17 protein-coding genes are annotated in these 23,297 nt (G+C 65.5%); 7 read left to right on the top strand and 10 right to left on the bottom strand.

Features of this window, described 5'->3' with window-relative positions; genetic code table 11:
* The first annotated feature begins 37 nt into the window (after nt 1-37).
* Nucleotides 38-796 carry an SDR family NAD(P)-dependent oxidoreductase gene (locus tag BMX85_RS02095; RefSeq protein WP_090314027.1) on the top strand — a complete coding sequence of 253 codons (759 nt, stop codon included), beginning with the start codon at nt 38-40 and terminating at the stop codon, nt 794-796.
* A gap of 39 nt (nt 797-835) precedes the next feature.
* The gene (locus BMX85_RS02090) at nt 836-1,807 is read left to right on the top strand and encodes an SDR family NAD(P)-dependent oxidoreductase (protein ID WP_090314026.1); all 972 of its coding nucleotides are present in this window, start codon (nt 836-838) and stop codon (nt 1,805-1,807) included.
* A gap of 34 nt (nt 1,808-1,841) precedes the next feature.
* On the opposite strand, the gene BMX85_RS02085 is transcribed toward BMX85_RS02090, so the two are convergent.
* Entirely contained in the window at nt 1,842-2,492 is a 651-nt protein-coding gene (locus BMX85_RS02085; RefSeq protein WP_229210248.1) for a phosphohydrolase, read from the bottom strand.
* A gap of 164 nt (nt 2,493-2,656) precedes the next feature.
* On the opposite strand from BMX85_RS02085, the gene BMX85_RS02080 reads away from it, so the two are divergent.
* Entirely contained in the window at nt 2,657-5,749 is a 3,093-nt protein-coding gene (locus tag BMX85_RS02080; protein WP_229210247.1) for an NAD(P)-binding protein, read from the top strand.
* A 30-nt stretch (nt 5,750-5,779) separates the two neighbouring features.
* Here BMX85_RS02080 and BMX85_RS02075 read toward each other — a convergent pair whose 3' ends face one another.
* From BMX85_RS02075 to BMX85_RS02060, 4 genes are all read right to left on the bottom strand, one after another.
* Nucleotides 5,780-6,694 (bottom strand): hypothetical protein, encoded by a 915-nt coding sequence (locus tag BMX85_RS02075; RefSeq protein WP_090314024.1) that lies wholly within the window; start codon nt 6,692-6,694, stop codon nt 5,780-5,782.
* 26 nt (nt 6,695-6,720) lie between these two features.
* Nucleotides 6,721-7,263, bottom strand: a complete 543-nt coding sequence (locus tag BMX85_RS02070) for a GNAT family N-acetyltransferase (RefSeq protein ID WP_090314023.1) — start codon at nt 7,261-7,263, stop codon at nt 6,721-6,723.
* On the bottom strand, nt 7,263-7,844 hold the full coding sequence (locus BMX85_RS02065) for a helix-turn-helix domain-containing protein (RefSeq protein WP_090314022.1): 582 nt from the start codon (nt 7,842-7,844) through the stop codon (nt 7,263-7,265). The genes BMX85_RS02070 and BMX85_RS02065 overlap by 1 nt, the downstream gene beginning before the upstream one ends.
* A gap of 81 nt (nt 7,845-7,925) precedes the next feature.
* A complete protein-coding gene (locus BMX85_RS02060) occupies nt 7,926-8,243 on the bottom strand; it encodes a hypothetical protein (RefSeq protein ID WP_090314021.1) in 318 nt (105 codons plus the stop codon).
* Nucleotides 8,244-8,568: 325 nt separating this feature from the next.
* Here BMX85_RS02060 and BMX85_RS02055 point away from each other — a divergent pair, with 325 nt between their 5' ends.
* Nucleotides 8,569-8,985 (top strand): DUF3597 domain-containing protein, encoded by a 417-nt coding sequence (locus BMX85_RS02055; protein ID WP_090314020.1) that lies wholly within the window; start codon nt 8,569-8,571, stop codon nt 8,983-8,985.
* A 23-nt stretch (nt 8,986-9,008) separates the two neighbouring features.
* Here BMX85_RS02055 and BMX85_RS02050 read toward each other — a convergent pair whose 3' ends face one another.
* The gene (locus tag BMX85_RS02050) at nt 9,009-11,909 is read right to left on the bottom strand and encodes a hybrid sensor histidine kinase/response regulator (protein ID WP_090314019.1); all 2,901 of its coding nucleotides are present in this window, start codon (nt 11,907-11,909) and stop codon (nt 9,009-9,011) included.
* A 162-nt stretch (nt 11,910-12,071) separates the two neighbouring features.
* Between BMX85_RS02050 and BMX85_RS02045 the strand changes: the two genes are divergently transcribed.
* Nucleotides 12,072-12,707, top strand: coding sequence for a LysE family translocator (locus tag BMX85_RS02045; protein ID WP_090314018.1), 636 nt, complete (start codon nt 12,072-12,074; stop codon nt 12,705-12,707).
* 126 nt (nt 12,708-12,833) lie between these two features.
* On the opposite strand, the gene BMX85_RS02040 is transcribed toward BMX85_RS02045, so the two are convergent.
* On the bottom strand, nt 12,834-13,565 hold the full coding sequence (locus BMX85_RS02040) for a YceI family protein (RefSeq protein WP_229210246.1): 732 nt from the start codon (nt 13,563-13,565) through the stop codon (nt 12,834-12,836).
* Between the two features lie 480 nt (nt 13,566-14,045).
* Between BMX85_RS02040 and BMX85_RS02035 the strand changes: the two genes are divergently transcribed.
* Nucleotides 14,046-14,747 carry a glutathione S-transferase family protein gene (locus tag BMX85_RS02035; RefSeq protein ID WP_090314017.1) on the top strand — a complete coding sequence of 234 codons (702 nt, stop codon included), beginning with the start codon at nt 14,046-14,048 and terminating at the stop codon, nt 14,745-14,747.
* Nucleotide 14,748: 1 nt separating this feature from the next.
* Nucleotides 14,749-15,375, top strand: coding sequence for a glutathione S-transferase family protein (locus BMX85_RS02030; protein WP_090314016.1), 627 nt, complete (start codon nt 14,749-14,751; stop codon nt 15,373-15,375).
* On the opposite strand, the gene BMX85_RS02025 is transcribed toward BMX85_RS02030, so the two are convergent.
* Genes BMX85_RS02025 through BMX85_RS02015 form a run of 3 tightly spaced genes read right to left on the bottom strand, consistent with a single transcriptional unit; the run spans nt 15,372 to nt 23,060 of the window.
* Nucleotides 15,372-16,241 (bottom strand): CheR family methyltransferase, encoded by an 870-nt coding sequence (locus tag BMX85_RS02025; protein ID WP_229210245.1) that lies wholly within the window; start codon nt 16,239-16,241, stop codon nt 15,372-15,374. The two genes, BMX85_RS02030 and BMX85_RS02025, sit on opposite strands and share 4 nt — an antisense overlap.
* Complete coding sequence (locus tag BMX85_RS02020; RefSeq protein WP_090314014.1) at nt 16,229-21,145, bottom strand: hybrid sensor histidine kinase/response regulator; 4,917 nt, start codon at nt 21,143-21,145, stop codon at nt 16,229-16,231. Before BMX85_RS02020 ends, BMX85_RS02025 begins: the two co-directional genes overlap by 13 nt.
* Nucleotides 21,146-21,149: 4 nt before the next feature.
* On the bottom strand, nt 21,150-23,060 hold the full coding sequence (locus tag BMX85_RS02015) for a putative bifunctional diguanylate cyclase/phosphodiesterase (RefSeq protein WP_090314013.1): 1,911 nt from the start codon (nt 23,058-23,060) through the stop codon (nt 21,150-21,152).
* Between the last annotated feature and the right edge of the window lie 237 nt (nt 23,061-23,297).

Raw genomic sequence — 23,297 nt, 5'->3', positions numbered from 1 at the left:
CGTTACGAATAGTCTTCGACAACCAACAGGGGTTTGTATGCTGAAAACATTGACGGGCAAGGTAGCTTTGGTAACAGGTGGTTCGCGCGGACTGGGCGCCGCGACGGCGGCGGCGCTGGCGGACCTGGGCGCGGATGTCGCGATCAGCTATGTGTCCTCGGCCGGCAAGGCGGAGGCCGTGGTCGAGCAGCTCAAGGCCAAGGGCGTGCGCGCCATCGCCATCCAGAGCGACCAGGCCGACATGGCCGCCGCCAAGCCGCTGGTCGACCAGGTGGTGGCGCAGTTCGGCAAGCTCGACATCCTCGTCAACAACGCCGCGATCGCGGTACAGGGCAAGACGGTCGACGACCCCGAGCTCGACACGGTCAACCTCGACCGCCAGTGGCAGATCAACGTCATGGGCGCGGTGGCCACCACGCGCGCGGCGGCGCCGGTGCTGTCGAACGGCGGGCGCATCATCTTCATCGGCTCGCTGCTGGGCACCCGCGTGCCGTTCGCCGGCGCCGCCGACTACTCGGGCACCAAGGCGGCGATCGCCGGCTATGCGCGCGGCGTGGCGCGCGACCTGGGCGGGCGCGATATCACCGTCAATGTGGTGCAGCCGGGCGTGATGCCGACCGACATGTCGGCCGAGGTGCTGGGCGACGGCGTCCCGGAGGCGCTGATGAACCTGCACCCGATCCGCCGCATCGCCACCTTGGAAGAGGTCTCGGCGCTGGTCTGCTTCCTGGCGGGGCCGAACGGCGGCTACATGACCGGCGGCGTGCACGACGTGGCCGGCGGCCTGGGCGTCTGATCGATGCGCACTTTTACCCACAATACACAAGGACATGACATGAGCGGACAATTTGGAGCGCAGTCGACGGCGGACGAGGTGCTGGCCGGGGTGGATTTGACAGGCAAGCGGTTCCTGATCACCGGCGTGTCGTCCGGGATCGGTCTGGAGACGGCGCGCGCGCTGCTGGCGCGGGGCGCCGGCGTCGTCGGCGCGGTGCGCGACATCGACAAGGCGGAGCCGGCCACCGCGCCGCTGCGCGAGGCGGCGTCGCGCGCAGGCGGCAGCGTGGAGTTGATCGCGCTCGACCTCGCTTCGCTGCGCAGCGTGCGGGCCGCTGCGGACCAATTGCTGGCGGCGGGCAAGCGGTTCGACGCGATCATTGCCAACGCCGGCGTGATGGCGACGCCGTTCGGCCATACGGAAGACGGTGCCGAAACCCAGTTCGGCACCAATTATCTGGGCCACTTCGCGTTGATCGAGCGGATCGAACCGCTTATTGTCGACGATGGGCGCCTGGTGGTATTGTCGTCCCAGGCGCACCGGGTGGCCGACGTCGATCTGGACGATCCGAATTTCGAGCACCAGTCCTACCAGCCGTTCGTCGCCTATGGCCGGTCGAAGACGGCCACTTCGCTGTTGGCCGTGGAATTCGACCGGCGGCACCGCGCACGCGGCGTGCGCGCGACCTCGGTAATGCCGGGGAACAGTCTGACCGATCTGCCGCGCAATTTCAGCCAGCAAGAGTTGCAGGGGCTGTTCGCCACCGTGGGCAAGGCGCGCGCCGACGCCGGCTTGCCGCCGTCCGAACTGAAGGATATTTCGCAGGCCGCCGCGACGTCGGTGTGGGCGGCGGTGGTCGCCGACAAGGACGAGATCGGTGGACGCTATGTGGAGGATTGCGCCGTCGCGCCGGTCAACGACACGCCGAACCCGTTCGCCGATGGCGTCAGGTCGTATGCGTTGGATGCCGACAGCGCCGCGCGGCTATGGGCGAAGAGCGAGGCATTGATCGGCGTGGCGTCGGCCTGAGATAGCGCCACAGCAACGACGGTCGCTTAGGCGCTCAGGCGCTGAGCGCCTTCAGCCGGTCCAGCTCCGCCAGGAAGCGCTCGGCGGCCAGCGGCGGCGCCCACGGTTCCCACGCGGTGCCGCCGTAGACCGCGTGCAGCGGGTCGTCGTCGAGCGGCGGCACGGTGATCTTCAGCGTGTGCAGCACCTCCCCGGCCGACCAGCCGACCACATGGACCGCCTCGCTGGCGGCGGCCTGCCGGTCCGCCAGCTTGTGGGCGGCGTGTTCCTTGTCGGTCCAGTGCGGCAGGCCGTAGCGCAGGAACACGGCGTTTTCCAGCCGCACCGTCAGCGCGCGGAAACCCTCCCCGAGAAACGGCTTGAGCGGCGATACGCAGTCGAAGCCCAGCAGGCCTTCCTCGGCGTCGTGCAGCAGCTCGCGCAGCGCCGCCAGTGGAGCGAGCTCGACGCCAACGGCCTTGCAGGCGGCGGCCCGCAAGTGCATGACGGTGAGCGAGTGCTGCGCCACCGACAGCGGGCGCGGCCACGCCGAGTGGCCGCCCCAGCGGTAGGTGCGCGCCAGCCCCAGCGCCAGGTCGGAATCGTCCCAGTCGAACGGCGTGGGGTCGAGCAGATCGAGCCGCCGCTCCGACGGCATGCGCACCCAGGCGCGGTTCGGTTGATTCCGGTGATCGTCGCGGCCCATCAAGCTTCCTTTTTTGTGGCGTAGACGCCATCGTACACCCTGCAAGGCGAATTAATTTTAGGCAACATGATCGCGTTTGTCATACACTAAAAGGCTGTTCATCTTTTGATATTGATCAAGCTATGGCAACGCGTCCTCCATATATCTATCAGGGTGGTTCGGTGATGATGCATTCACCGCTGCAATTGAAAAACGCCGAGATGTATGGCTACTTCGTGCGCGGCGACCTGGCCAAGCTGCAGGCCACGCTCGACGGCACGCTCAACCAGGTGGCCGGCCGGCGCATGCGTTTCAAGGCCATCTCGCCGTACGTGCTGCTGACGTTCACGCGCGTCAACCACGCCGATTCGGCGGTGGCGGTCGACCAGAACAAGGGCTGGATCACCGAGATCGACATCGTCACCTGGATCATGGTGGGAGCGATGGACGAGGAGGGCGAGCTGGCCCACATTTACTACTATCCGGCGCACATCTTCGTCGACGACGCCATGGCGCTGATCAACGGCCGTGAGCTGTTCGGCTATCCGAAATACCTGTGCGAGTACGAGATTCCCGCCGCCGATGCCGAGCCGCTGCGCTGCGCCGTCGCGGCGAAAGGCTTCCATCCGTTCTCGCCCGAGACCAAAATCGCCATGCACCCGCTGCTGGAGGTGAACGCCACCCAAAAAACCGGCATCGACACCCCGGTCCACAGCCTGTTCGATCTGATCGAGGAGGCCATCAAGCTGTTTTTGTCGATCCCCGATTTCTTCAACCTCGACGCCGCCGGCTGGGACGACATCATCTCGCTGCTGCGCAATCCGCGCATCGATCAGATCTTCCTCAAGCAGTTCCCGGACAGCGCGGGGCTCAAGGCGGTGTACCAGGCGATCCTCGCCGCGCCTGCCACCATCGAGAAGATCCACGGCGGCGGCCTGCTCGGCTATGAATACGAATGCGTGCTGCACGCCTTCGACAGCTTCCCGCTGCACGAGACGCTCGGCCTGCGACTGGGACCGCAGCAGGCGATCCTGCCGTACCGGCTGAATTTCGACTTCACCGCGCAGCCGGGCGAGGAGTTGATCGACAACTCCAGCGTGGCGCCGAAGAAGATCGCGGTGCTCGGCGGCGGCGTCGGCTCGATGACGGCGGCCTACTATCTGAGCGACCAGCCGGGGTGGCAAAACAACTACGACATCACGGTCTATCAACAGGGCTGGCGGCTGGGCGGCAAGGGCGCCAGCGGCCGCAACGCGGAATACGGCCAGCGCATCGAGGAGCATGGCCTGCATATCTGGTTCGGCTTCTACACCAACGCCTTCAAGATGATCAAGGATGCCTACACCAGCCTCGATCGGCCCCCGGGCGCGCCGCTGGCGACGTGGCGCGACGCCTTCAAGCAGCACGATTACGTGGCCCTGTCGGAGCAGGTCGGCGACCGCTGGCACAACTGGTCGATCGTATTCCCGTCGCTGCCCGGGGAGCCGGGCGAGGGCGACCAGGAAATCTCGATGTGGCAGCTGGCGGTGGCGATGATGGGCTGGATCGAACAATGGATCAACTGTATCGACGAGCTGACGGCGACCTTGGACGTGGACGAGCAGCCGCACCACGGCGGCATGCTGCCGGACTGGCTGCACCGCCTAGCCGAGGGCGTGGCCAACACGGTCGACGAACTGGCCGACGATTTGACACTGGCGGCCAGCGCGCTGACCGGGATGGTGGCGAACATGTCGGCCGATACCGGCGTGCATACGGAGCTCGAACACCACGCGCTGGCCGGCGTGCTGGGTGGCGTGCGGGGCCGGCTGCGCGCGCGCTATCGCGGCCTGCTCGACCGCGCCCATGCCGATGGCGACATCCTCGACGACGTCCGCCGGCTGTTCATCTGCCTCGACCTGGGCATCACGGTGATGAAGGGCGTGTTCGACGACGGTGTGCTCAAACACGGCTTCGATGCCATCAACGATATCGATTTCCGCGACTGGCTGCGCAAGCATGGCGGCGACGAGGAGCTGTGCGTGAACTCGGCGCCGGTGCGCGGCTTCTACGATCTGGTGTTCGCCTACGAGGGCGGCGACTTCACCAAACCGAACGCGGAGGCGGGAACCTTGCTGCGCTCGATGGCGCGCATCGGCCTTTGCTACAAGGGCGGCATCATGTTCAAGATGCAGGCGGGGATGGGCGATACCGTGTTCACGCCGCTGTACGAGGCGCTTCTCAAGCGCGGCGTCAAGTTCAAGTTCTTCCACAAGGTCGAGGAGCTGATGCCGGACGGGCGCGAGATCGGCGCCATCCGCATGACGCGGCAGGTCGATCTGGCCGGCGGCGACTATCACCCGCTGGTCGACGTCAAGGACCTGGCGTGCTGGCCGAGCCAGCCCAATTACGACCAGATCGACCCGGAGCAGGCGGCGCTGCTGCGCGGGAACGGGATCAATCTGGAGTCGTATTGGAGCGACTGGCCGCGCGTGTATCAGGAACGCTTCGACAAGCCGCTACCGGTGCTGACGCTCAAGCGCGGCGTCGATTTCGACCAGGTGGTGTTCGGCATTTCGGTCGGATCGTTGCCGGCCCTGTGCCCGCAACTGCTGGCGAAAAGCCCGGCGCTGCTGGCCACCTCCGAGCACGTGAAGACGGTGGCGACGCAAGCCTACCAGGTCTGGCTGGACAAGGACCTGACGCAGATGGGATGGGCCATCCAGCCCAACGGCCAGCAACCGGTGCTGAGCGGCTTCGCCGAGCCGTACGACACGTGGGCGCCGATGGACCAGCTGCTGGCGCGCGAGGACTGGCCGGCCGGCCAGGAACCGCGCAACACGTCCTACTTCTGCAGCGCGCTGACGGTCGACAGCTATCCGCCCGCCACCGATACCGGCTTCCCCATGCGCATGGCGGAGGTGGCGAAGAAGGGCGCGGTCAATCAGCTTGGCCAGCAGATCGCGTCGTTGTGGTCGGCGGCCGGGCCTTCGGGGGCGTTTCCGTGGCAGTGGCTGACCGATGCGAGCGGGGGCAGCGGGGCGCGGCGCTTCAACGCGCAATACTGGCGCGCGAACGTCGATCCGTCCGAGCGTTACGTGATGTCGGTGGTGGGCAGCACCAAATACCGTCTGCAGACCGACCAATCGGGTTTCGACAACCTGTTCCTGACCGGCGACTGGATCAAGACCGGCTTGAACGCCGGTTGCGTCGAGGCGGCGGTGATGGCCGGCATGCAGACGTCGCGCGCGATGAGCGGCCATCCGGCGATGATCGACGGCGAGACGGATTTCATCTGACCGGTGTTGGAATCGGCGCCGGCGTGCGTCTCAATAAAAGTGTATGCCGGGCCTGAGCACAAGCTGGAAGATCAGCAGCAGGCCCAAGACCGCGAGCAGCGGGCGTGAGATCGAATCGACCGCCACGCCGTTGCCGGTTCCCTGCGCGCCGACATACCACGCGCCAGCTTGTATCCATGCGAGTCCGACCGCCGCCACCAGCGCCGGCACCAGCAGCACTTCTATCCATTCGCGCGGGACGCGAAACAGGACGATTATCGGCAGCGCCAGCATCGCCGGCAGCGTCGCGCTTCTGAACACGAAGCGCTTGCGGTCCACGGCATCACCAATCTGTTCCTGGTTTCCCACCCTGGTTAGCAACAGCCTGCCGATCCAAAACGCCGCCAGGGGGATCGCCGCCAGCGCGAGCAGCGCTGCGATGGTCTTGTCGGCGGCTCCGAGTTTGAAATATCCCATGGCCATGCCGATATCGCTTTGGTCGCTGAGCGCTCCGATAACGACTTGCGGAAGCGCCATGAACACACCGGTGTAGGCCATCCAGAACAGAAGCAGGCGGCTGGCGGTGGATTTGCCCGCGCCACGTCCCAACCACATCGCGCAAACGATGCCGGCCAGCAGCGTGGCAAGCGCGCCGGTCCCTTGAAACAAGGCCGCAAGCGCGTTGTCGCCGTCCCACCGATGATTGTTGTGGAACAGCGTGGGCCGCAGTCCCGGAGTAAAGGCCTTGGGCAGCACCAACGCCAGTTCCTGGATGAAGAACGTGAGGTTAAATGCCAGCACGAACAGCAGCGCCGATGCGAGGATCGATTTCCATTCCCAGGCGCTGGCCCGGCCGGAATGCGGCGACGTGCGGCGCGCCTTGAGCCATCCAGTCACGCCCAGCGCCGCCGGGCCCGCGACGACGATTGCTAACGCTGCGATACCGACAAGGCTTTCAGTTGTCATGACCGGTCCTGTGGAGGGAAGCGGGATTACGCCAGGTGTTTGTAGAAGAAGGTGGTGGCGCAGTAGGCGCCATCCGGCATCAATGCATATTTTGGCACAGTGCCGGCGCTGTGCCAGCCGGCGCGCTGGTACAGCCGTTCGGCGTCGCCGCCGGTGACGGTGTCGAGCACCAGCACGTTTTTGCCGGCATCGCGCGCGGCCTGGTCGACGGCCTTCATCAACAAGCCGGCGACGCCGCGCCGGCGCGCGTCCCGGTGCACCAGCATCTTGGCGACGTCGGCCCGGTGCGGCTGGTTGTCCGGCTGCGCCGTGATCAACTGCACCGTGCCGGCGACGCGCCCGGCGGTCGTCTCGGCCAGCAGCAGCACGCGCTCGCCGCGCGTGACCGCCGCCAGCACCCCGCGCCAAAATGCCAGCGCCTTCTCGCGCGGCAGCGGCAGCATGAAGCTGACCGAGGCGCCGCCTTCGACGCAATCGATCAGCACATCGGCCAGCGCGTGCGATAGCGCTGCGCCGCGCTCGCGCGCTTCATCGGCGTCGACGCGGCGCACGGTGATTGCATCGGACATCAGTTTCTCCTCGTGGCGGGTTGCGACGTCAGCGCGACCAGGTAGCGCGCGCGTTCAGCGGTGGGGTTGAAGTAAACGATGTGGCGTTCCAGCCGCATGACGAGCGTGTCGCCCGCGTGCAGGCGCCATTGCTGTTCGCCGACGCCGATATCCATCGTGCCTCCGATGATCCAGATTTGCTGGTGGATGTCGGCGCCATGCGGCGTGCTGTCGTAGGCGACGCGCTGCCCCGGCGGGAAAATCACGTCGACCAGCTGGATCGGGGAGGGGGCGGGGGGAGAGAGGCTGCGCCGGGTGTAGCCGGAGGCCGGATCGGTCCATACCGGCTGCTGGTCGACGCGTGCCACCGGCGATGGTTGTTGCGCCGGGGCGGACTTGTCCTCGAACAGGCTGGCGAGCGCCACGCCCAGCGCGCTGGCCAGTTTATCGAGGACGGCGGCGGTGGGGCTGCTCTCGCCGCGTTCGATCGACGAGATGGTCGAGCGGCTGACGGTGCTGCGCGCGGCCAGCGCGTCTAGCGACAGGCTGTGCGCATCGCGCAATTCCCGCACGCGGCGGGCGATCAATAAGTTGATATCCATGGATTTCCATTTTACAGGAAATCCATGTCCAGTAAACTGGAATCCATATCGTCGCCGGAATCGGCGGCTGGGGGTTACGGACTAGCGGTTGGTGTCGGTGCTGTTGTCGCCGCGGGCGCCGGCGGCGCGGTCACGGTGCGTGGTCTCGGCCGAGGCGGCCGCCGCATCCTGTTTGCTGTCCTGGTAACTCCGGCTCAGGTTGCCCTGGCGGACACTCTGCTCGGAACGTGCCGGCGCGCGGCCATGTTGCTCGTTCACGTGCGGCGTGTCGTTGCCAGGATGCCCGACGGCATGGTTGCCACTCTCCGACATGCCGTCCCGCTCGGGATCGTAACCGTCGTGAGGCATGTTGGCGCCGGGTTTGAAACCTTTTTCGCTGGGTTTGTTAGGTTGGCTCATGATGCTTCTCCTTTGAAAGGGGAGGCACCATTGTCCTTCCCCGAGTTCACATCGTAAGCTCCCCGGACTGTTCGGTGAGTAGGCGCACATCCCGCAGAAATGTAGGAGTGGACGGAGGGAAACTTTCGATATGCCACCGGGTGCGCGGGCGGGGCAAGCAAACGGCGCGAAAAGCTTATGTCGGCTACCATGAACCGGATGGCGCGCCCGGCGCGGCGACCGTTGGACACCGTATGACACCGTATGAAACGGTATGACATCCAAGCAGCACGGAACGGACGGCCGCGCAAGCGGTCTATATTTATCTACTTTGAAAGGATCTACCATGGGCATACTGAGCAACATCTTCCACAAGATTTTCCCCGGTTCCAAACCCGATGCGGCGCAGCCGGCTACGGCGCCAGCGCCAGCTCCAGCCGCCGCCGCTGCCCCTGCCGCGCCAGCCGCCGCGCCACAGCCGGCCGCCGCTAAGCCGGTGACGCCGCTGGTCGACGTCGAAGCGATCCTGACCACGATGCAGCAGCAGAATTCGCAGCCGCTGAACTGGCGCACCTCCATCGTCGACCTGCTCAAGCTGCTCAACCTGGACAGCAGCCTGGCGTCGCGCAAGGAGCTGGCCGACGAGCTGCACTACACCGGCGACAAAAACGATTCGGCGTCGATGAATATCTGGCTGCACAAGCAGGTGATGATCAAGCTGTCGGAAAACGGCGGCAAGGTGCCGGCCGAGTTGAAGGATTAAACGTTGCGGCAATGAAATCGCGCCTACGCGCTGCTGACGTCCGGCGCCCTGGCGTTGTCGACGGCGGTGCGCAGGTCGCTGCACGCCTTGTGCAGCGCCGCCTCGACGTCCGGCAACATGTCGGCCACCTCGAGCAGTTGGCCGGCGGTGGCCGCCGATTCCATTTCGCTGCACAGCGTGTGCAGGTGCGTCGAACTCAGATAGCCGGCGCTGCCCTTGAGGGCGTGGATGGCCGCCGCCGCCGCGCCGCTGTTGCCGGCGATGACGGCCGCGCGCGCCGTTTCCATGCGCCGTGGCGCTTCCTCCAGGAACGCTTGCGTGATGCGCTGCATATGCTTGTGCGACATGCCGGCCAGCGGCAGGATCTGCACCGCCGCCGGGTTCTCCAGCGGCCCGCCTTCCGGTCCCACCCCGAATTGCTGATCCAGCGCATCGGTGCGCGCCGCTGTCAGCCGCGCCGCGTCGGTGGCGCGCAGCGGCCGTCCCAGGCTCAGGTGCAGGGCGATGATTTTCTCGATCTGGTCGTACAGCAGGCGCTCATCGACCGGCTTGCTGAGGAAACCGTCCATGCCGACCGCGAGGTAGCGCGCGCGGTCGTGGTCGCTGGCGTTGGCCGTCAGCGCGATGATGGGGATGCACGGATCGAGCACGCGGTAGTCTTCGCTGCCGCCGCTGCGGATCAGGCGCGCGGCCTGTTCGCCGTCCATCATCGGCATGCGGCCGTCCATCAACACCAGGTCGTAGGCGGCGGTGCTGAGCGCGTGCAGCGCCTGTAGACCGTTCTCGACGATGCGGATGTCGTGGCCCATGTTCTCGAGCAAGGTGCTGACGATGATCTGGTTGGTGCGCACGTCCTCGGCGCACAGCACGCGCAGGCGGTAGGCGTGGTGCTCCTTGCGCGGCAGGCTGAACGGATCGATCGCCGGTTCCCTGCCCAACGCCAGCGGCAACGTCACGCTGAAGGTCGAGCCGACGCCGACCCGGCTTTCGGCGCCGATCGAGCCGCCCATCAGCTCCACCAATTCCTTGCAGATGGCCAGGCCGAGGCCGGTGCCGCCGTAGCGGCGCGTGGTCGAGTGGTCGGCCTGCTCGAACTTTTGGAACAGGCGCGGCAAGGTGTCGGCCGGGATGCCGGGGCCGGTGTCGGTGACGTCGAAGCAGACGGTGGCGTGGCCTTCGGCGGTCAGCATGGCCGAGGCGTCCAGCCGCACTTCGCCACGGTCGGTGAACTTGATGGCGTTGCCCAGCAAATTGAGCAGGATCTGCCGCAGCCGGGTCGGATCGCCGCTGACGTAGCGCGGCAGGTCGAGCGCCAGGTCGCTGCGCAGCAGCAGGCTCTTGGCGTCGGCCTGGCCCTGCAGGATGCCGATGGCGTCGTCGATCAGCGCGATCAGGTCGAAATCGACCGTCTCGATCGACAGCCGGCCGGCGTCGATCTTGGAAAAGTCGAGGATGTCGTTGAGGATGGCCAGCAGCGATTCGCTGTTTTGCAGGCCGATGCGCAGGTATTCCTCGGTCCGTCCGCGCACCGACTGGTCGCGCATGGCGAACTTGATCATGCCGATCACGCCGGCCAGCGGGGTGCGGATGTCGTGGCTCATCGCCGACAGGAAGTCGATGCGGTGGCGGCTGACCACCTCGGCGTGTTCCTTGGCCTCGGTCAACTGCGCGGTGCGCTCCTGCACGCGCTGTTCCAGCGTGTTGCGCAGCAGCCGGATCTGGTCGGCCAGCGCGAAGGCCAGCAGCACGCCGTCGAGCGTGCCGCCCAGCAAGGTGAACAACTGGGCGTTGGTGACCATCGCCGGGATCAGGCCGACGTTGGCCGGCAGGATCAGCAGGCCCGGCACCATCAGCGCGACGAAGCCGAGCACGAAGAAGCGCGCCGGCTGGTAGCCGCGGCGCCACACCACGATGCCGCTGGTGAGCGCCATCGTCATCCAGATCGTGATGACGATGGTGGCGATGGTGTGGGCGTAGCTGAGCGCCAGGAAGCAGCTGGGCAACGTGAGCAGCGGCAGCACGAGGTTGACGCGGCTCAGTTTATACAGGCGCGGCGCGTATTGCTTCAGGCGCAGGAAGGTGGTGTAGAACAGCGTGCTGAGCACCGGCAGCAGGAAGAACGGCACGTAATGCCAGTGCAGGTTGTGCCAGTTGAACAGGTCGGCCGACAGGTGGAACGTCATGCCCCAGGCGATCGCGTAGCACAGCACGTACAGCGAGTAATACAGCGAGGAGCGGTCGCGCGTGATCGAGTAGATGAAGAAGTTGAACACGGTCAGCGCCAGCAGGGCGCCGATCGAACCGATGATCAGCACGTTTTCGCGCGCGACCAGCTGCTGGTAGGCCGTGCGCGGCAGCACCGAGAACACCGGCGTGCGCGCGTAGTACGGGCTGGAGAAGCGGATCAGCACGTGGTAGCGCTGGCCCGGGTGCAGGTCGATGTCCTTGCCGTAGTGCAACAGATAGGAGTGCGGCTGGCGGTAGCCGGTCAACATCTGGCGCACGCTGCCGTCCTCGCCGTAGAGTTGGATGTCGACCATGTCGATCAGCGTGTCGTTGGGGTCGATGACCCAGGCCGACTGGCGGCTGTCGTTGCGCAGCTCGGCCACCAGCCAGTAGCCGCCGCCGAGCAGGTCGACCTGGCCGGCCGGCTTGAGGCCGGCCACCAGCGACGCCAGTCCGGCCGCCGTGGCCGGGTAGGGCTGGCCTTCGTCCACATAAAGTTTGCCGGCTTTGGCGAGGTCGACGCCGCTGCCTTCGGTGGCGGCGCTTAACGTGATGGGCGCCGGCGCTTCGGTGGCTGCGGCGGCGGCCCGCGTCGGGTGCCACAGGCAGAACAAGCTCAGCAGTACGAGCAACGCGTAGCGCCCGGCGTGGCGGGCCGGTGCGGTGAACGCGTGGTACGTCTTGCTTGCTTTGCTCATTAATGTTCCGAGGGGCGCTGAAGGATAGTTTTTTGCTCATTTTAAACGAGAACATGTCTGTCCCAGACAAAATTTGCCCGTAGCCGCAGGCAACTTTGTTGGCAATATTGCAGCGGAGATATCGAGGGGTTATGATCGTGCTTTTGCATTGGGACAATCCGCGTGTTAATTACTCCAGAACAATTCTTTGGCTTTCTCAGCGCCGCGCTGTTGATCACCGTCTCGCCGGGGCCGGACAATTTGATGGTGCTCAGCGTCGGCATGTCGCGCGGGCGCCGGCGGGGCATGGTTTTCGGGCTCGGCTGCGCGCTGGGCTGCCTGAGTCATACGCTGCTGGCGGCGCTGGGTGTCAGCGCGCTGATCAAGGCCTCGCCGCTGGCCTTCGGCGCGCTCAAGCTGGTGGGCGGCGCCTATCTGATCTGGCTCGGCATCGGCGCCCTGCGCAGCCGTGGCGGCGCGCGCGTGCCGGGCGCCGGCGGCGCCTCGCCCGATGAAAGCCTGGGCAAGCTGTTTGCCAAGGGTTTGTTCGCCAACGCCATCAATCCGAAGGTGGTGCTGTTTTTCCTGTCGTTCCTGCCGCAGTTCGTGGCGCCCGAGCGCGGCGACGCCAGCTGGCAGACCGCGCAACTGGGACTGCTGTTCACGGCCCAGGGCGTGCTGGTGTTTGGCTTGCTCGGTTATTTCTCAGGCACGGTGGGCGCGTGGATCAACCGTCATCCCGGCGCCGGCATGTGGATGGACCGCGTCGCGGGCGCGATTTTCGTCGGCCTCGGACTGCGGCTGATCGTCGCCCGCTGAAAAAGTTTGTTCATCGCGGGCGGTTGTCATCATGGCGTCATGCGGCGTTGACATACTGGCCTTGCTCTTTCAAGTCTCTCCCGATTTGAAACCTTCGGCCCGCGCTCCTTGCCGCGGGCCTTTTTTTTATTTCGCCACCAGCGAAAAGCGCAGCTCCATTTTGTCCTGTACCGCCATGGCGCCGCCCATCACGGAAAACGGTACCAGGCCGAAATCGGTCTGGTTCAAATCGACCGTGCCGCCGACCGTCATCACGCCGTTGTCGTCGCGCAGATCGACCGGAATGGCGTAGTTGCGCGTGACGCCGTGCAGCGTGATCGCCACGCGCAGCGGTTCGCCGGCCGCGCCACGCTCGGCGCGCACCGAGACCACCGGAAAGCGCTCGGCGTCGAGCACCTTGGTCAGCATATTGGTCCGGGTGCCGTCGATGGCGTCGGCCGACGGCTGCTTTTCCAGGCCGGCGACGCGCCGCAGTTCCGGTTCGTCCACCGTCAGTTGATCGAGGCGGAACTGGAAGTCGGCGCGGTTGAGCGCCGGCGCGACAGTGCCGCTGACCGTGCGGCTGGCGATCACGTGATCGTGCCCCAGCCGCGCCAGCAAGCCGCCGCGCCGCACGGTGACGGCGATCAGCGATGCGGCGCTGTCGATCCGCAGCACGTGTTCCGCGCTCGGGGCCGGCGCGGGTGCCGCCGCCGTTGTCGCGGGCGGGGGAGGCGGCGCTGCGGCGCCGGACGCGTCGCCGGGCGCGCGCGGCGGCGAGCAGGCCGCCAGCGTGGCCATCAGCGCGGCGCCGGCCAGGGCGCGCAGCGCGCTGGTCGACGGCGTGTTTGTTTTGCGAGGTGTGTGCGTGTGCGTCATTTGGGCGTCATATTGTAAGATTATTATGCGTTCGCTGGTCCCAGCGTGCTCCAGTTGGTCGCCGTACCCAAGCAGGTGCGGGATATCACAAAGCATGACTCAGCAGGCTCGCCGGTGGCCTGAAACACCGGCACCATCCTACCTAAGTTTCCCTTTCCGGTCGCGACTTAATGAAGTCCTAAGCCTGGCTTTGCCGATAGCTGGCAAAGTACCACCCATAGCGCGCGGTTAAGCCGAGCGCCCGGTTGCCGGACCCCTACAGCCCGGCACAGATTTCGTTCAGGCGGCACGATCGCCGCCGGACACCGTCCATCCCCACGCTCTCGAGCGTTTTACGACCAGTTTCATCTCACGATGACGCTGGTTTTTTTTGCGCCGCCGTCTCCCGATCGGGTTGTGTTTATTTTATCGTGACGGCGGCACCGCTTTTCGAATCGGGCTATTATCTCTTCACATAAACTACAACCAAAGGCAGAGACAATGATCGACCTGTACACCGCCGCCACGCCGAACGGCCACAAAATCTCCATCGCGCTCGAAGAGCTGGAACTGACCTACACGCTGCACGCGCTGGAGCTGTCGGCCAACGAGCAAAAGCAGCCGTGGTTCCTGGCGATTAATCCGAACGGCCGCATCCCGGCCATCATCGACCGGTCGGAAGACAATTTCGCGGTGTTCGAATCGGGCGCCATCCTGATCTACCTGGCCGAGAAGACCGGCGAGTTGATGCCCGCCGATTTCAAGGGCCGCTCCAAGGTGCTGCAATGGCTGATGTTCCAGATGGGCGGCGTCGGCCCGATGATGGGGCAGGCCAACGTCTTCTACCGCTACTTCCCGGAGAAGATCCAGCCGGCGATCGACCGCTATCAGGGCGAGAGCAAGCGCCTGTTCCGCGTGCTCGATGGCCATCTGGCCGATAACGAATACCTGGCCGGCGATTATTCGATCGCCGACATCGCCAATTTCGCGTGGGTCAATATTCACAACTGGACCGGCATTCCGGTCGACGATTTGCCCCACCTGCAGCGCTGGCTGGCGGCGATCCGCGAGCGGCCCGCCGTCAAGCGCGGCCTGATACTGCCGCCGCGCGTCGAGCGCACCACGCCGGAGGAGCTGGAGCAGATCGCGGTCGAGGCGCGCAAGATGCTGGAGACCGGCCAGTCGCGCACCGGGGGCGTGTGAGATGAAGTTCTACACGTCGAGCCGCACGCCCAACCCACGCCGGGTCGCCATGTTCATGGCCGAGAAAGGACTGGAGGACATCGAGCAGGTGCAGATCGACCTGTCCTCCGGCCAGAACCGCAGCGCCGAATTCCTCGAAAAGAATCCGTTCGGCCGCGTGCCGGTGCTGGAGCTGGACGACGGCCGCTTGCTGAGCGAGACGCGCGCCATTTGCAGCTGGCTGGAAGGCTACGCGCCGGAGCCGAATCTGATGGGTGAGGGCTATGACGAGCGCGCCTTCATCGAGATGACCGACCGCCGGGTGGAGCTGCATCTGTTCTTCGGCATCGCCAATTGCGTGCGGCATACGCATCCGGGACTGGCGGTGCTGGAGCAGCCGCAGTTTGCCGATTTCGGCGCCTCGCAGGGGGAGAAGATGCGCGAGACGGCGCGCTGGCTGGATCGAATCCTCTCCAGCCAGCCGTTCGTCGCCGGCCAGCGCTTCACGATCGCCGACATCACGGCATTCTGCGCGCTGGAGTTCGCGCGCGGGTTGATGAAGTTCCGTCCGTCCGCCGAAGGGATGCCGCACTTGCAGGCGTGGCGCGACCGCATCGCCGAGCGCCCCAGCGCGTCGACCAGGTTCTAAGCCACCCGCTTGTACCAGGGCTGGCGCGGGAACACCTGCTTGTACTGGCGTGCCAGCGGTTCGTCGTCGTCGAACGGGCGGTCCAGCACCAGCAAGCCCGATTGCGCCAGGCTGTCGTCGAACAGCCGCAGCACGCGCTCCCGCAGCGGCGCGCCGAAGTCCGGCAGCGCGCGGTCGGCCACGATCATCTGGAATTCGTTGAACGAGGCGTCCGTCACCAGGTTGTACTGGGCCCAGGTAATGCGGCTGCGAAGGTGCGGCAGCGGCACGGCGCGCGTGCCTTCCGCGTTCACTTCGAAATAGTCGATCAGGCGGCCGACGCCGCCGCTCTTTATATAGTTACCCTGCAGTTCACTCAGGCGCGCCATCGGCAGGCTCGCTTGCAGCGCCTCGGCCAGCAGCGCGTCGCTGGCGACGGTGGCGTAGATCTCCGTGCGCGGACCCAGCTGCTCCTGCTCCAGCAGGATGGCCAAGGTCCACGCCTGCTGGGCGCCGGCGCAATCGGCCAGCCAGACGCGCGGCAGCGCGGCGCCGTGCAGGCACACGCCCAGCGACATGCGCAGCAGCGCCGTTTCCGAGGCGTTGTCGAACATCAGCGCCGGCTCGACGTAGAGCGCTTTGACCAGCGCGTCGTAGGCGGCCGGCTCGTGCAGCACCTTCGCTTGCAGCGCCGAGATGGTCGGGGAGGAAAGCTCCGTCATGAGCCGCCGCACCTTGCGGCGCACCAGGTCGCGCCGATAGCCACGGTAGTCGTAGCCATGGCATTGGAACAGCGCTTCCAGGAGCAGCTCCAGTTCCAGCTCCTCGATCGAGGACGGGGAGTGGCGCCGCGCCGATGGCATCATGTCGCCCATCAGTGCAGCCACACCCGCATCAGCGACAGCAACTGCGCCACGTCCACCGGCTTGGTGATGTAGTCGGACGCGCCGGCGGCGATACATTTGTCGCGGTCGCCCTTCATCGCCTTGGCCGTCAACGTGATGATCGGCAGCGATTTGAACTTGGGGATGCGCCGGATCGCGCGCATGGTGTCGTAGCCGTCCATCTCCGGCATCATGATGTCCATCAGGACGATCTCGATGGTCGGATCTTTTTCGAGCACCTCGATACCGTCGCGGCCATTTTCGGCGAACGACACCTGCATCTGCTGGCGCTCCAGCAGCGACGACAGCGCGAAGATGTTGCGCAAGTCATCGTCGACGATCAGCACCTTGCGTCCGGCCAGGCCGCCATCGGCGGCGTGGATTTCCTCGAGCATGCGGCGTTGCGCCTCCGGCAGGCTGGCCTGGGAGCGGTGCAGGAACAGCGCCGTCTCGTCGAGCAGGCGTTCCGGCGAGCGCGCATCCTTGATGACGATGGTCTTGGCGTAGCGTTTGAGCTTGGCCACTTCCTTGCGGTTCAAGTCCTTGGCGGTGTTGATGACGATCGGCAGGTCGCGCAGCGATTCGTCCTTGCCGATGATGTCGAGCAGGTCGAAGCCCGAGATGTCGGGCAGGGTCAAATCGAGCACCATGCAGTCGAAGCGCTGTTCGCGCAGCGCCTCCAGCGCCGCCTTGCCGGTGTCGACGGCGACGATGTGCAGGTCGGCGTCGCCGATCAGCGCGACGATGGAGTCGCGCTGCGCCGGTTCGTCGTCGACCACCAGCAGGCTGCGTTTGCCGCCCAACAGGAATTTCTGGATCCGCGCGAATTCCTCCTGCAGCGCCGCCTTGCTGACCGGTTTGTTCAGGTAGGAGATCGCGCCCAGGCGCAGCGCGCGCTCGCGTTCGCGCAGGCTCGACATCACGTGCACCGGAATGTGGCGCGTGCTGGGGTCGCGTTTGAGGCGGTCGAGCACCGTGAAGCCGTCGATGTCCGGCAGGTCGAGGTCGAGCAGGATCGCCGACGGCAGGTAGTCGCGCGCCAGGCTCAGGGCGGAATCGCCCTGCATCGTGACGACGCCCTTGAAGTTCTTCTCGCGCGCGAAGCCCAGCACGATCTTGGCGAAGCGCTCGTCGTCCTCGATGATCAGCACCGACGGGTCGCCCGGCGCCACCAGGCCGCGGTCGTCGCTGGTGCCGTACTCGCTGATATCGGCATCGAGCTCGCTGGCCGCCGCCGCGGCGCCATCGTGCTCGGTCATCGACAGTTCGCTGTAATGCGGCGCGGAGTAGACGATGTTGGGCGCCGGCGCCACCGGCATCGGCAGGCGCACTTGCGGCTGGCGGCCCATGTCGTAGTTGATGAAGCCCGCGCGGTTGTAGGGCAGGAACAGCGTGAACGTCGAGCCGTTGCCGACCACCGATTCGACCCGGATTTCGCCGCCCAGCAGACGCGCCAGCTCGCGCGAGATCGACAGGCCCAGGCCCGTGCCGCCGTACTTGCGGGCGGTCGAGCCGTCGGCCTGCTGGAACGCCTCGAAGATCAGTTGCAGCTTGTCGGCGGCGATGCCGACGCCGGTGTCGCTGACGGCGAAGGCCAGCACCGCGTCGGCGTGGATCAGGTTCGGGTGGTCGTTGGAGAAGCCGCTGTTGACCAGGCTGATGACCAGCGAGACCTGGCCGTGCGTGGTGAACTTGAACGCGTTCGACAGCAGGTTTTTCAACACCTGCTGCAGGCGCGTGGTGTCGGTCATCATGGCAGTCGGCAGGTTTTCGCGCAGGTCGACCGAGAAGCCCAGGTGCTTGGCTTCGGCCATGTGGCGGAAGGTGCGGTCGACGTAGTTGCGCAGGTTCTGGAAGCGGTATTCGGAGACGTCCAGGGTGACCGTGCCCGATTCAATCTTCGACAGGTCCAGAATGTCGTTAATCAGCGTTAGCAGGTCGGAGCCGGAGCCGTGGATGGTCTTGGCGAATTCCACCTGCTTGCCTGAGAGGTTGCCGTCCGGGTTGTCGCCCAGCTGCTGCGCCAGGATCAGCAGCGAATTCAATGGCGTGCGCAGCTCGTGCGACATATTGGCCAGGAACTCGGATTTGTACTTGGACGACAGCGCCAGCTGGGTGGCCTTTTCCTCCAGCGCCAGCTTGGCCTGTTCCACTTCGCGGTTCTTGCGTTCCACCTCGATGTTCTGTTCCGACAGCAGGCGCGCTTTTTCGGCCAGTTCCTGGTTGGTCTGTTGCAGTTCCTGCGCCAGCGATTGCGATTGCGTCAGCAGCGATTCGGTGCGGCTGTTCGCCTCTATGGTGTTGAGCACCACGCCGATCGATTCCATCAGCTGGTCGAGGAAGGACAGGTGGGTTTCGGTGAAGCGGTCCAGCGAGGCGATCTCGATCACCGCCTTGACCTGCTGCTCGAACAGGATCGGCAGCACGACGATGTTGGTCGGCGGCGCCGCGCCCAGGCCCGACGAGACGACGATGTAATCGCGCGGCACGTCGGTCAGCCAGATGCGCACCTTCTCCAGCGCGCACTGGCCCACCAGGCCTTCGCCCGGCAGGAAGGAGGTCGGCAGCTTGCGGCTGGAGCGGTAGCCGTAGCTGGCGATCATGCGCAGGCGGGCGTCCGATTCCTGCGAGTCCATCATGTAGAACACGCCGTGGTGGGCGGACACCAGCGGCGCCAGCTCCGACAGAATCAGCTTGGTCACGGCCTGCAGGTCGCGCTGGCCCTGCAACAGGCGGGTGAAGCGCGCCAGGTTGGTCTTGAGCCAATCCTGCTGCGCGTTCTTGAGCGTGGTGTCCTTCAGGTTGCGGATCATCTCGTTGATGTTGTCCTTCAGGTAGGACACCTCGCCGCGCGCCTCCACCTGGATCGAGCGCGACAAGTCGCCGCGCGTCACCGCCGTCGCCACCTCGGCGATCGCGCGCACCTGGTTGGTCAGGTTCGCCGCCAGCTGGTTGACGTTCTCGGTCAAGTCCTTCCAGGTGCCGGCCACGCCGGACACGTTGGCCTGGCCGCCCAACTTGCCCTCGGTGCCGACCTCGCGCGCCACCCGCGTCACTTCCGACGCGAACGACGACAACTGGTCGACCATGACGTTGATGGTGTCCTTCAGCTCCAGGATTTCACCTTTCACGTCCACCGTGATCTTTTTCGACAGGTCGCCGCGCGCCACGGCGGTGGTCACCGCCGCGATGTTACGCACCTGGCCCGTCAGGTTCGACGCCATGAAGTTGACGTTGTCGGTCAAGTCCTTCCAGGTGCCGCCGACACCGGGCACGTACGCCTGGCCGCCCAGCTTACCCTCGGTGCCGACCTCGCGCGCCACCCGCGTCACCTCCGACGCGAACGACGACAATTGGTCGACCATCACGTTGATGGTGTTCTTCAGTTCCAGGATCTCGCCCTTGACGTCCACCGTGATCTTTTTCGACAGGTCGCCGTTGGCCACGGCGGTGGTCACGTCGGCGATGTTGCGCACCTGGCCCGTCAGGTTACCCGCCATCGAATTCACGCCGTCGGTCAAGTCCTTCCACGTGCCGGCGACGCCGGGCACGTTGGCCTGGCCGCCCAGCTTACCCTCGGTGCCGACCTCGCGCGCCACCCGGGTCACCTCCGAGGCGAAGGAGTTCAATTGGTCGACCATCACGTTGATGGTGTTTTTCAGTTCCAGGATCTCGCCCTTGACGTCCACCGTGATCTTTTTCGACAAGTCGCCGTTGGCCACGGCGGTGGTCACGTCGGCGATGTTGCGCACCTGGCCCGTCAAGTTACCCGCCATCGAGTTGACCGAGTCGGTCAAGTCCTTCCAGGTGCCGGCCACGCCCTTCACCTGCGCCTGGCCGCCCAGCTTGCCCTCGGTGCCGACCTCGCGCGCCACCCGCGTGACCTCCGACGCGAAGGAGGACAATTGGTCCACCATCACGTTGATGGTGTTTTTCAGTTCGAGAATCTCGCCCTTGACGTCCACCGTGATCTTTTTCGATAGGTCGCCGTTGGCCACCGCCGTCGTCACCGCCGCGATGTTACGCACCTGGCCCGTCAGGTTGGACGCCATGAAGTTGACGTTGTCGGTCAAGTCCTTCCAGGTGCCGCCGACACCGGGCACGTAGGCCTGGCCGCCCAGCTTACCCTCGGTGCCGACCTCGCGCGCCACCCGCGTCACCTCCGAGGCGAAGGAGCGCAACTGGTCCACCATGACGTTGATGGTGTCCTTCAGTTGCAGGATCTCGCCGCGCACGTCGACCGTGATCTTCTTGGACAAGTCGCCGTTGGCCACGGCGGTGGTCACCTCGGCGATGTTACGCACCTGCGAGGTCAGGTTGCCCGCCATCGAGTTGACCGAGTCGGTCAAGTCCTTCCAGGTGCCGGCCACGCCTTTGACCTGCGCCTGGCCGCCCAGCTTACCCTCGGTGCCGACCTCGCGCGCCACGCGCGTGACCTCGGACGAGAACGACGACAGCTGTTCCACCATCGTGTTGGCGGTGGTGGCCGCGCGCAGGTACTGGCCCTTGAGCGGATGGCCGTCGACCTCCAGCGCCATGGTCTGCGACAGGTCGCCCTTGGCGACGGCGCCGATGACGCGCGCCATTTCCGTGGTCGGGCGCACCAGATCGTCGATCAGCGCGTTGACCGCGCTGATGATGGTGGCCCAGCCGCCGGCCATGTTGGGCACTTGCGCGCGCTGGGTCAGGCGGCCTTCGCGGCCGACCACGCGGCTCACGTCCGTGACGACGTGGACCATCTTTTCCTTGGTCTCGATAATTTCGTTGAGCGTGTCGGCTATTTTGCCGGACATGCCGGTCCAGTCGGAGGGCATGCGGGCGGAGAAGTCGCCTTTTTTCAGGGCCATCAGCGTCGCCAGCAGGATCTTCAGATCCAGCTGTTCGCCCAGGTCGGTCATATTGTTCATCGGCTTAATCCTCGTTGTTCAGGAGGGAGTTGGTGGTGGTTGAGAGGGTTGACAGGGGTGGAAGCGGAAAAGGCGCGCCCGGCGCCACGTGCCGCAGCACGTCGCCGGCCGCCTGTGGCGACGCAAAGAGCTCGCCCTGGCAATTGTCGCAGCGCAGCTTGCGCAGTACTTCGAGTTGCCGGCGCTGGTCCACGCCCAGCGCCACGACGCGCATGGACAGGGCGCGTGCGAGGTGGATCACGGCGGCGACGATGTCGGTGCCGCCCTGGTCGTTGCCGATGGCGTGGATGAACACCGGGTCGATCTTGAGCACGTCGAGCTGCCAGCGCTTGCAGGCGGCCAGCGACGAGCGCGCGCTGCCGAAATCGTCCAGCGCGCCGCGCACGCCGGCCGCCTGCAGCTGCGCCAGCACTTGTTCGAGCGGCCCGGCGGCGCCTTGCAGCAGCTTTTCATTGAGTTCGACGCCGATGCTGCCCGGCGCCAGGCCGTGCATGCGTATCGCCGGCAGCAGCACCTGCAGCAATTCGCCGTGCAGCTGCGGCGTGGCCAGGTTGATCCAGATGCACAGCGGCCCGGCGGTCCGGCCATCGTCGCCGGCCACCGCGCGCTGCCACAGCGCCGACTGCGAACAAGCCTGGGCGATGACCCAGACATCGACCCGGTCCAGCAGCACGCGGTCCTGCACGTGCGGCAGGAACTCCGCCGCCTCCAGCACGCCGCGGTCGGGATGGTGCCAGTACAGCCGCGCCTCGGCGGCGACGGTGCGGCCGCTGCGGATCTCGATCTGCGGCTGGTAGCGCAGTTCCAGCTCGCCGCCGCCCATCGCCTGGCGCAGTTCCGCCGTCCACTGCGTGCGTTCGCGCTCGCGCACATTCAGTCCCTCGTGGAAGAACTGCACCGGCGCCGCCGGATGCTGCTTGGCGTGGTACATCGCGGTATCGGCGTGCTTCATCAGCAGCTGGGCGTTGGCGCCGTCCTGCGGGTACAGCGCGATGCCGATGCTGGCCGCCGTTTTCAGGCGGTGGCCGCCGATCTCGAAGGGCAGGGCGCACGCCATCTCGATTTTGCGCGCCACGCGGGCGGCATTGGCCGAGGCGGCGCGCCCTTCGATCAGCACGACGAATTCGTCGCCGCCCAGGCGCGCGACGATGTCGGCCACGCGCACCGCCGCCGACAAGCGCGCCGACACCTGGCGCAGCAGCTCGTCGCCGGCTTCATGGCCGTAGTTGTCGTTGATTTGCTTGAATTTGTCGAGGTCGAGGAACAGCAGGGCGAAGCCGATGCCGTTGCGGTCGGAGACGGCGACGGCGTGTTCCAGGTGCTGGATCAGCGCGCGGCGGTTGACCAGGTTGGTCAGCACGTCGCGCGTGGACAGGTCGTGCGCGCGCTGTTCCGCCACCTTGCGCTCCTTGATCTCCAGTTCCAGCTCGCCGTTGATGCGCTGCAGATCCTGCATGCGCTGGACGCGCAAGTCCTGGTTCAGGCGCACCAGTTCCTCGGTCTTGCTTTGCAACTGCATGTTTTTCACGGCCATGTCGACGAACACCGCGACCTTGGCCTGCAGGATCTGCGGGATCACCGGCGTGAACAGGTAGTCGGCGGCGCCGGCCTGGTAGGCGCGCAGCCGGTTCATCTCGTCGGCGTAGTGGGCGGTGATGAAGATGATCGGCACCCCGGCCGAGCGCGGATGCGAGTGGATCGCCTCGGCCGTCTCGAAACCGTCCATGCCCGGCATGCTGACGTCGAGCAAAATAACGGCGAATTCGTGCAGCAGCACCTGGCGCAGCGCCTCCTTGCCCGATCCTGCGGTGATCAGCTCGTGTATCTGCTGTTCCACCGCATTCGTGAGCAAGCTTTCCAGCGCATACAAACTTGCCGGATCATCGTTGACGAGAAGAACTTTTGGGATCTGCACGGCGGGCTGTATGTTTGTCTGGTTACGGTCCGGTGGATTCAATCTGGAAGGGAAAAGATACTCCTGTGTGTATGGGAGTCAAGCAATATTGTGCAGTGCCGCAACATGACCGTTCCAATTATTGTAACAATTTGACAAGGTAGTTGGCAACGATTTCACCCGGCTCGTAGGTTACAGGAAATAGATGTTTCCGCGCGCACGGTTAGACCGCGTTCAGTCCTTTGTTTACGCGCTACA

It is taken from the genome of Duganella sp. CF517 (genome assembly GCF_900110275.1).
GTDB lineage: Bacteria > Pseudomonadota > Gammaproteobacteria > Burkholderiales > Burkholderiaceae_D > Rugamonas.
The sequence above is the reverse complement of the archived record's forward strand: the minus strand, read 5'-3'. Positions and strand labels throughout refer to the sequence as shown.

Coding starts and splice junctions, on each gene's coding strand:
- BMX85_RS02095 (WP_090314027.1), top strand. CDS start 38: ATGCTGAAAACATTGACGGGCAAGGTAGCTTTGGTAACAGGTGGTTCG.
- BMX85_RS02080 (WP_229210247.1), top strand. CDS start 2,657: ATGATGCATTCACCGCTGCAATTGAAAAACGCCGAGATGTATGGCTAC.
- BMX85_RS02040 (WP_229210246.1), bottom strand. CDS start 13,565: ATGACGCACACGCACACACCTCGCAAAACAAACACGCCGTCGACCAGC.
- BMX85_RS02030 (WP_090314016.1), top strand. CDS start 14,749: ATGAAGTTCTACACGTCGAGCCGCACGCCCAACCCACGCCGGGTCGCC.
- BMX85_RS02055 (WP_090314020.1), top strand. CDS start 8,569: ATGGGCATACTGAGCAACATCTTCCACAAGATTTTCCCCGGTTCCAAA.
- BMX85_RS02060 (WP_090314021.1), bottom strand. CDS start 8,243: ATGAGCCAACCTAACAAACCCAGCGAAAAAGGTTTCAAACCCGGCGCC.
- BMX85_RS02065 (WP_090314022.1), bottom strand. CDS start 7,844: ATGGATATCAACTTATTGATCGCCCGCCGCGTGCGGGAATTGCGCGAT.
- BMX85_RS02075 (WP_090314024.1), bottom strand. CDS start 6,694: ATGACAACTGAAAGCCTTGTCGGTATCGCAGCGTTAGCAATCGTCGTC.
- BMX85_RS02085 (WP_229210248.1), bottom strand. CDS start 2,492: ATGGGCCGCGACGATCACCGGAATCAACCGAACCGCGCCTGGGTGCGC.
- BMX85_RS02090 (WP_090314026.1), top strand. CDS start 836: ATGAGCGGACAATTTGGAGCGCAGTCGACGGCGGACGAGGTGCTGGCC.
- BMX85_RS02020 (WP_090314014.1), bottom strand. CDS start 21,145: ATGAACAATATGACCGACCTGGGCGAACAGCTGGATCTGAAGATCCTG.
- BMX85_RS02050 (WP_090314019.1), bottom strand. CDS start 11,909: ATGAGCAAAGCAAGCAAGACGTACCACGCGTTCACCGCACCGGCCCGC.
- BMX85_RS02035 (WP_090314017.1), top strand. CDS start 14,046: ATGATCGACCTGTACACCGCCGCCACGCCGAACGGCCACAAAATCTCC.
- BMX85_RS02070 (WP_090314023.1), bottom strand. CDS start 7,263: ATGTCCGATGCAATCACCGTGCGCCGCGTCGACGCCGATGAAGCGCGC.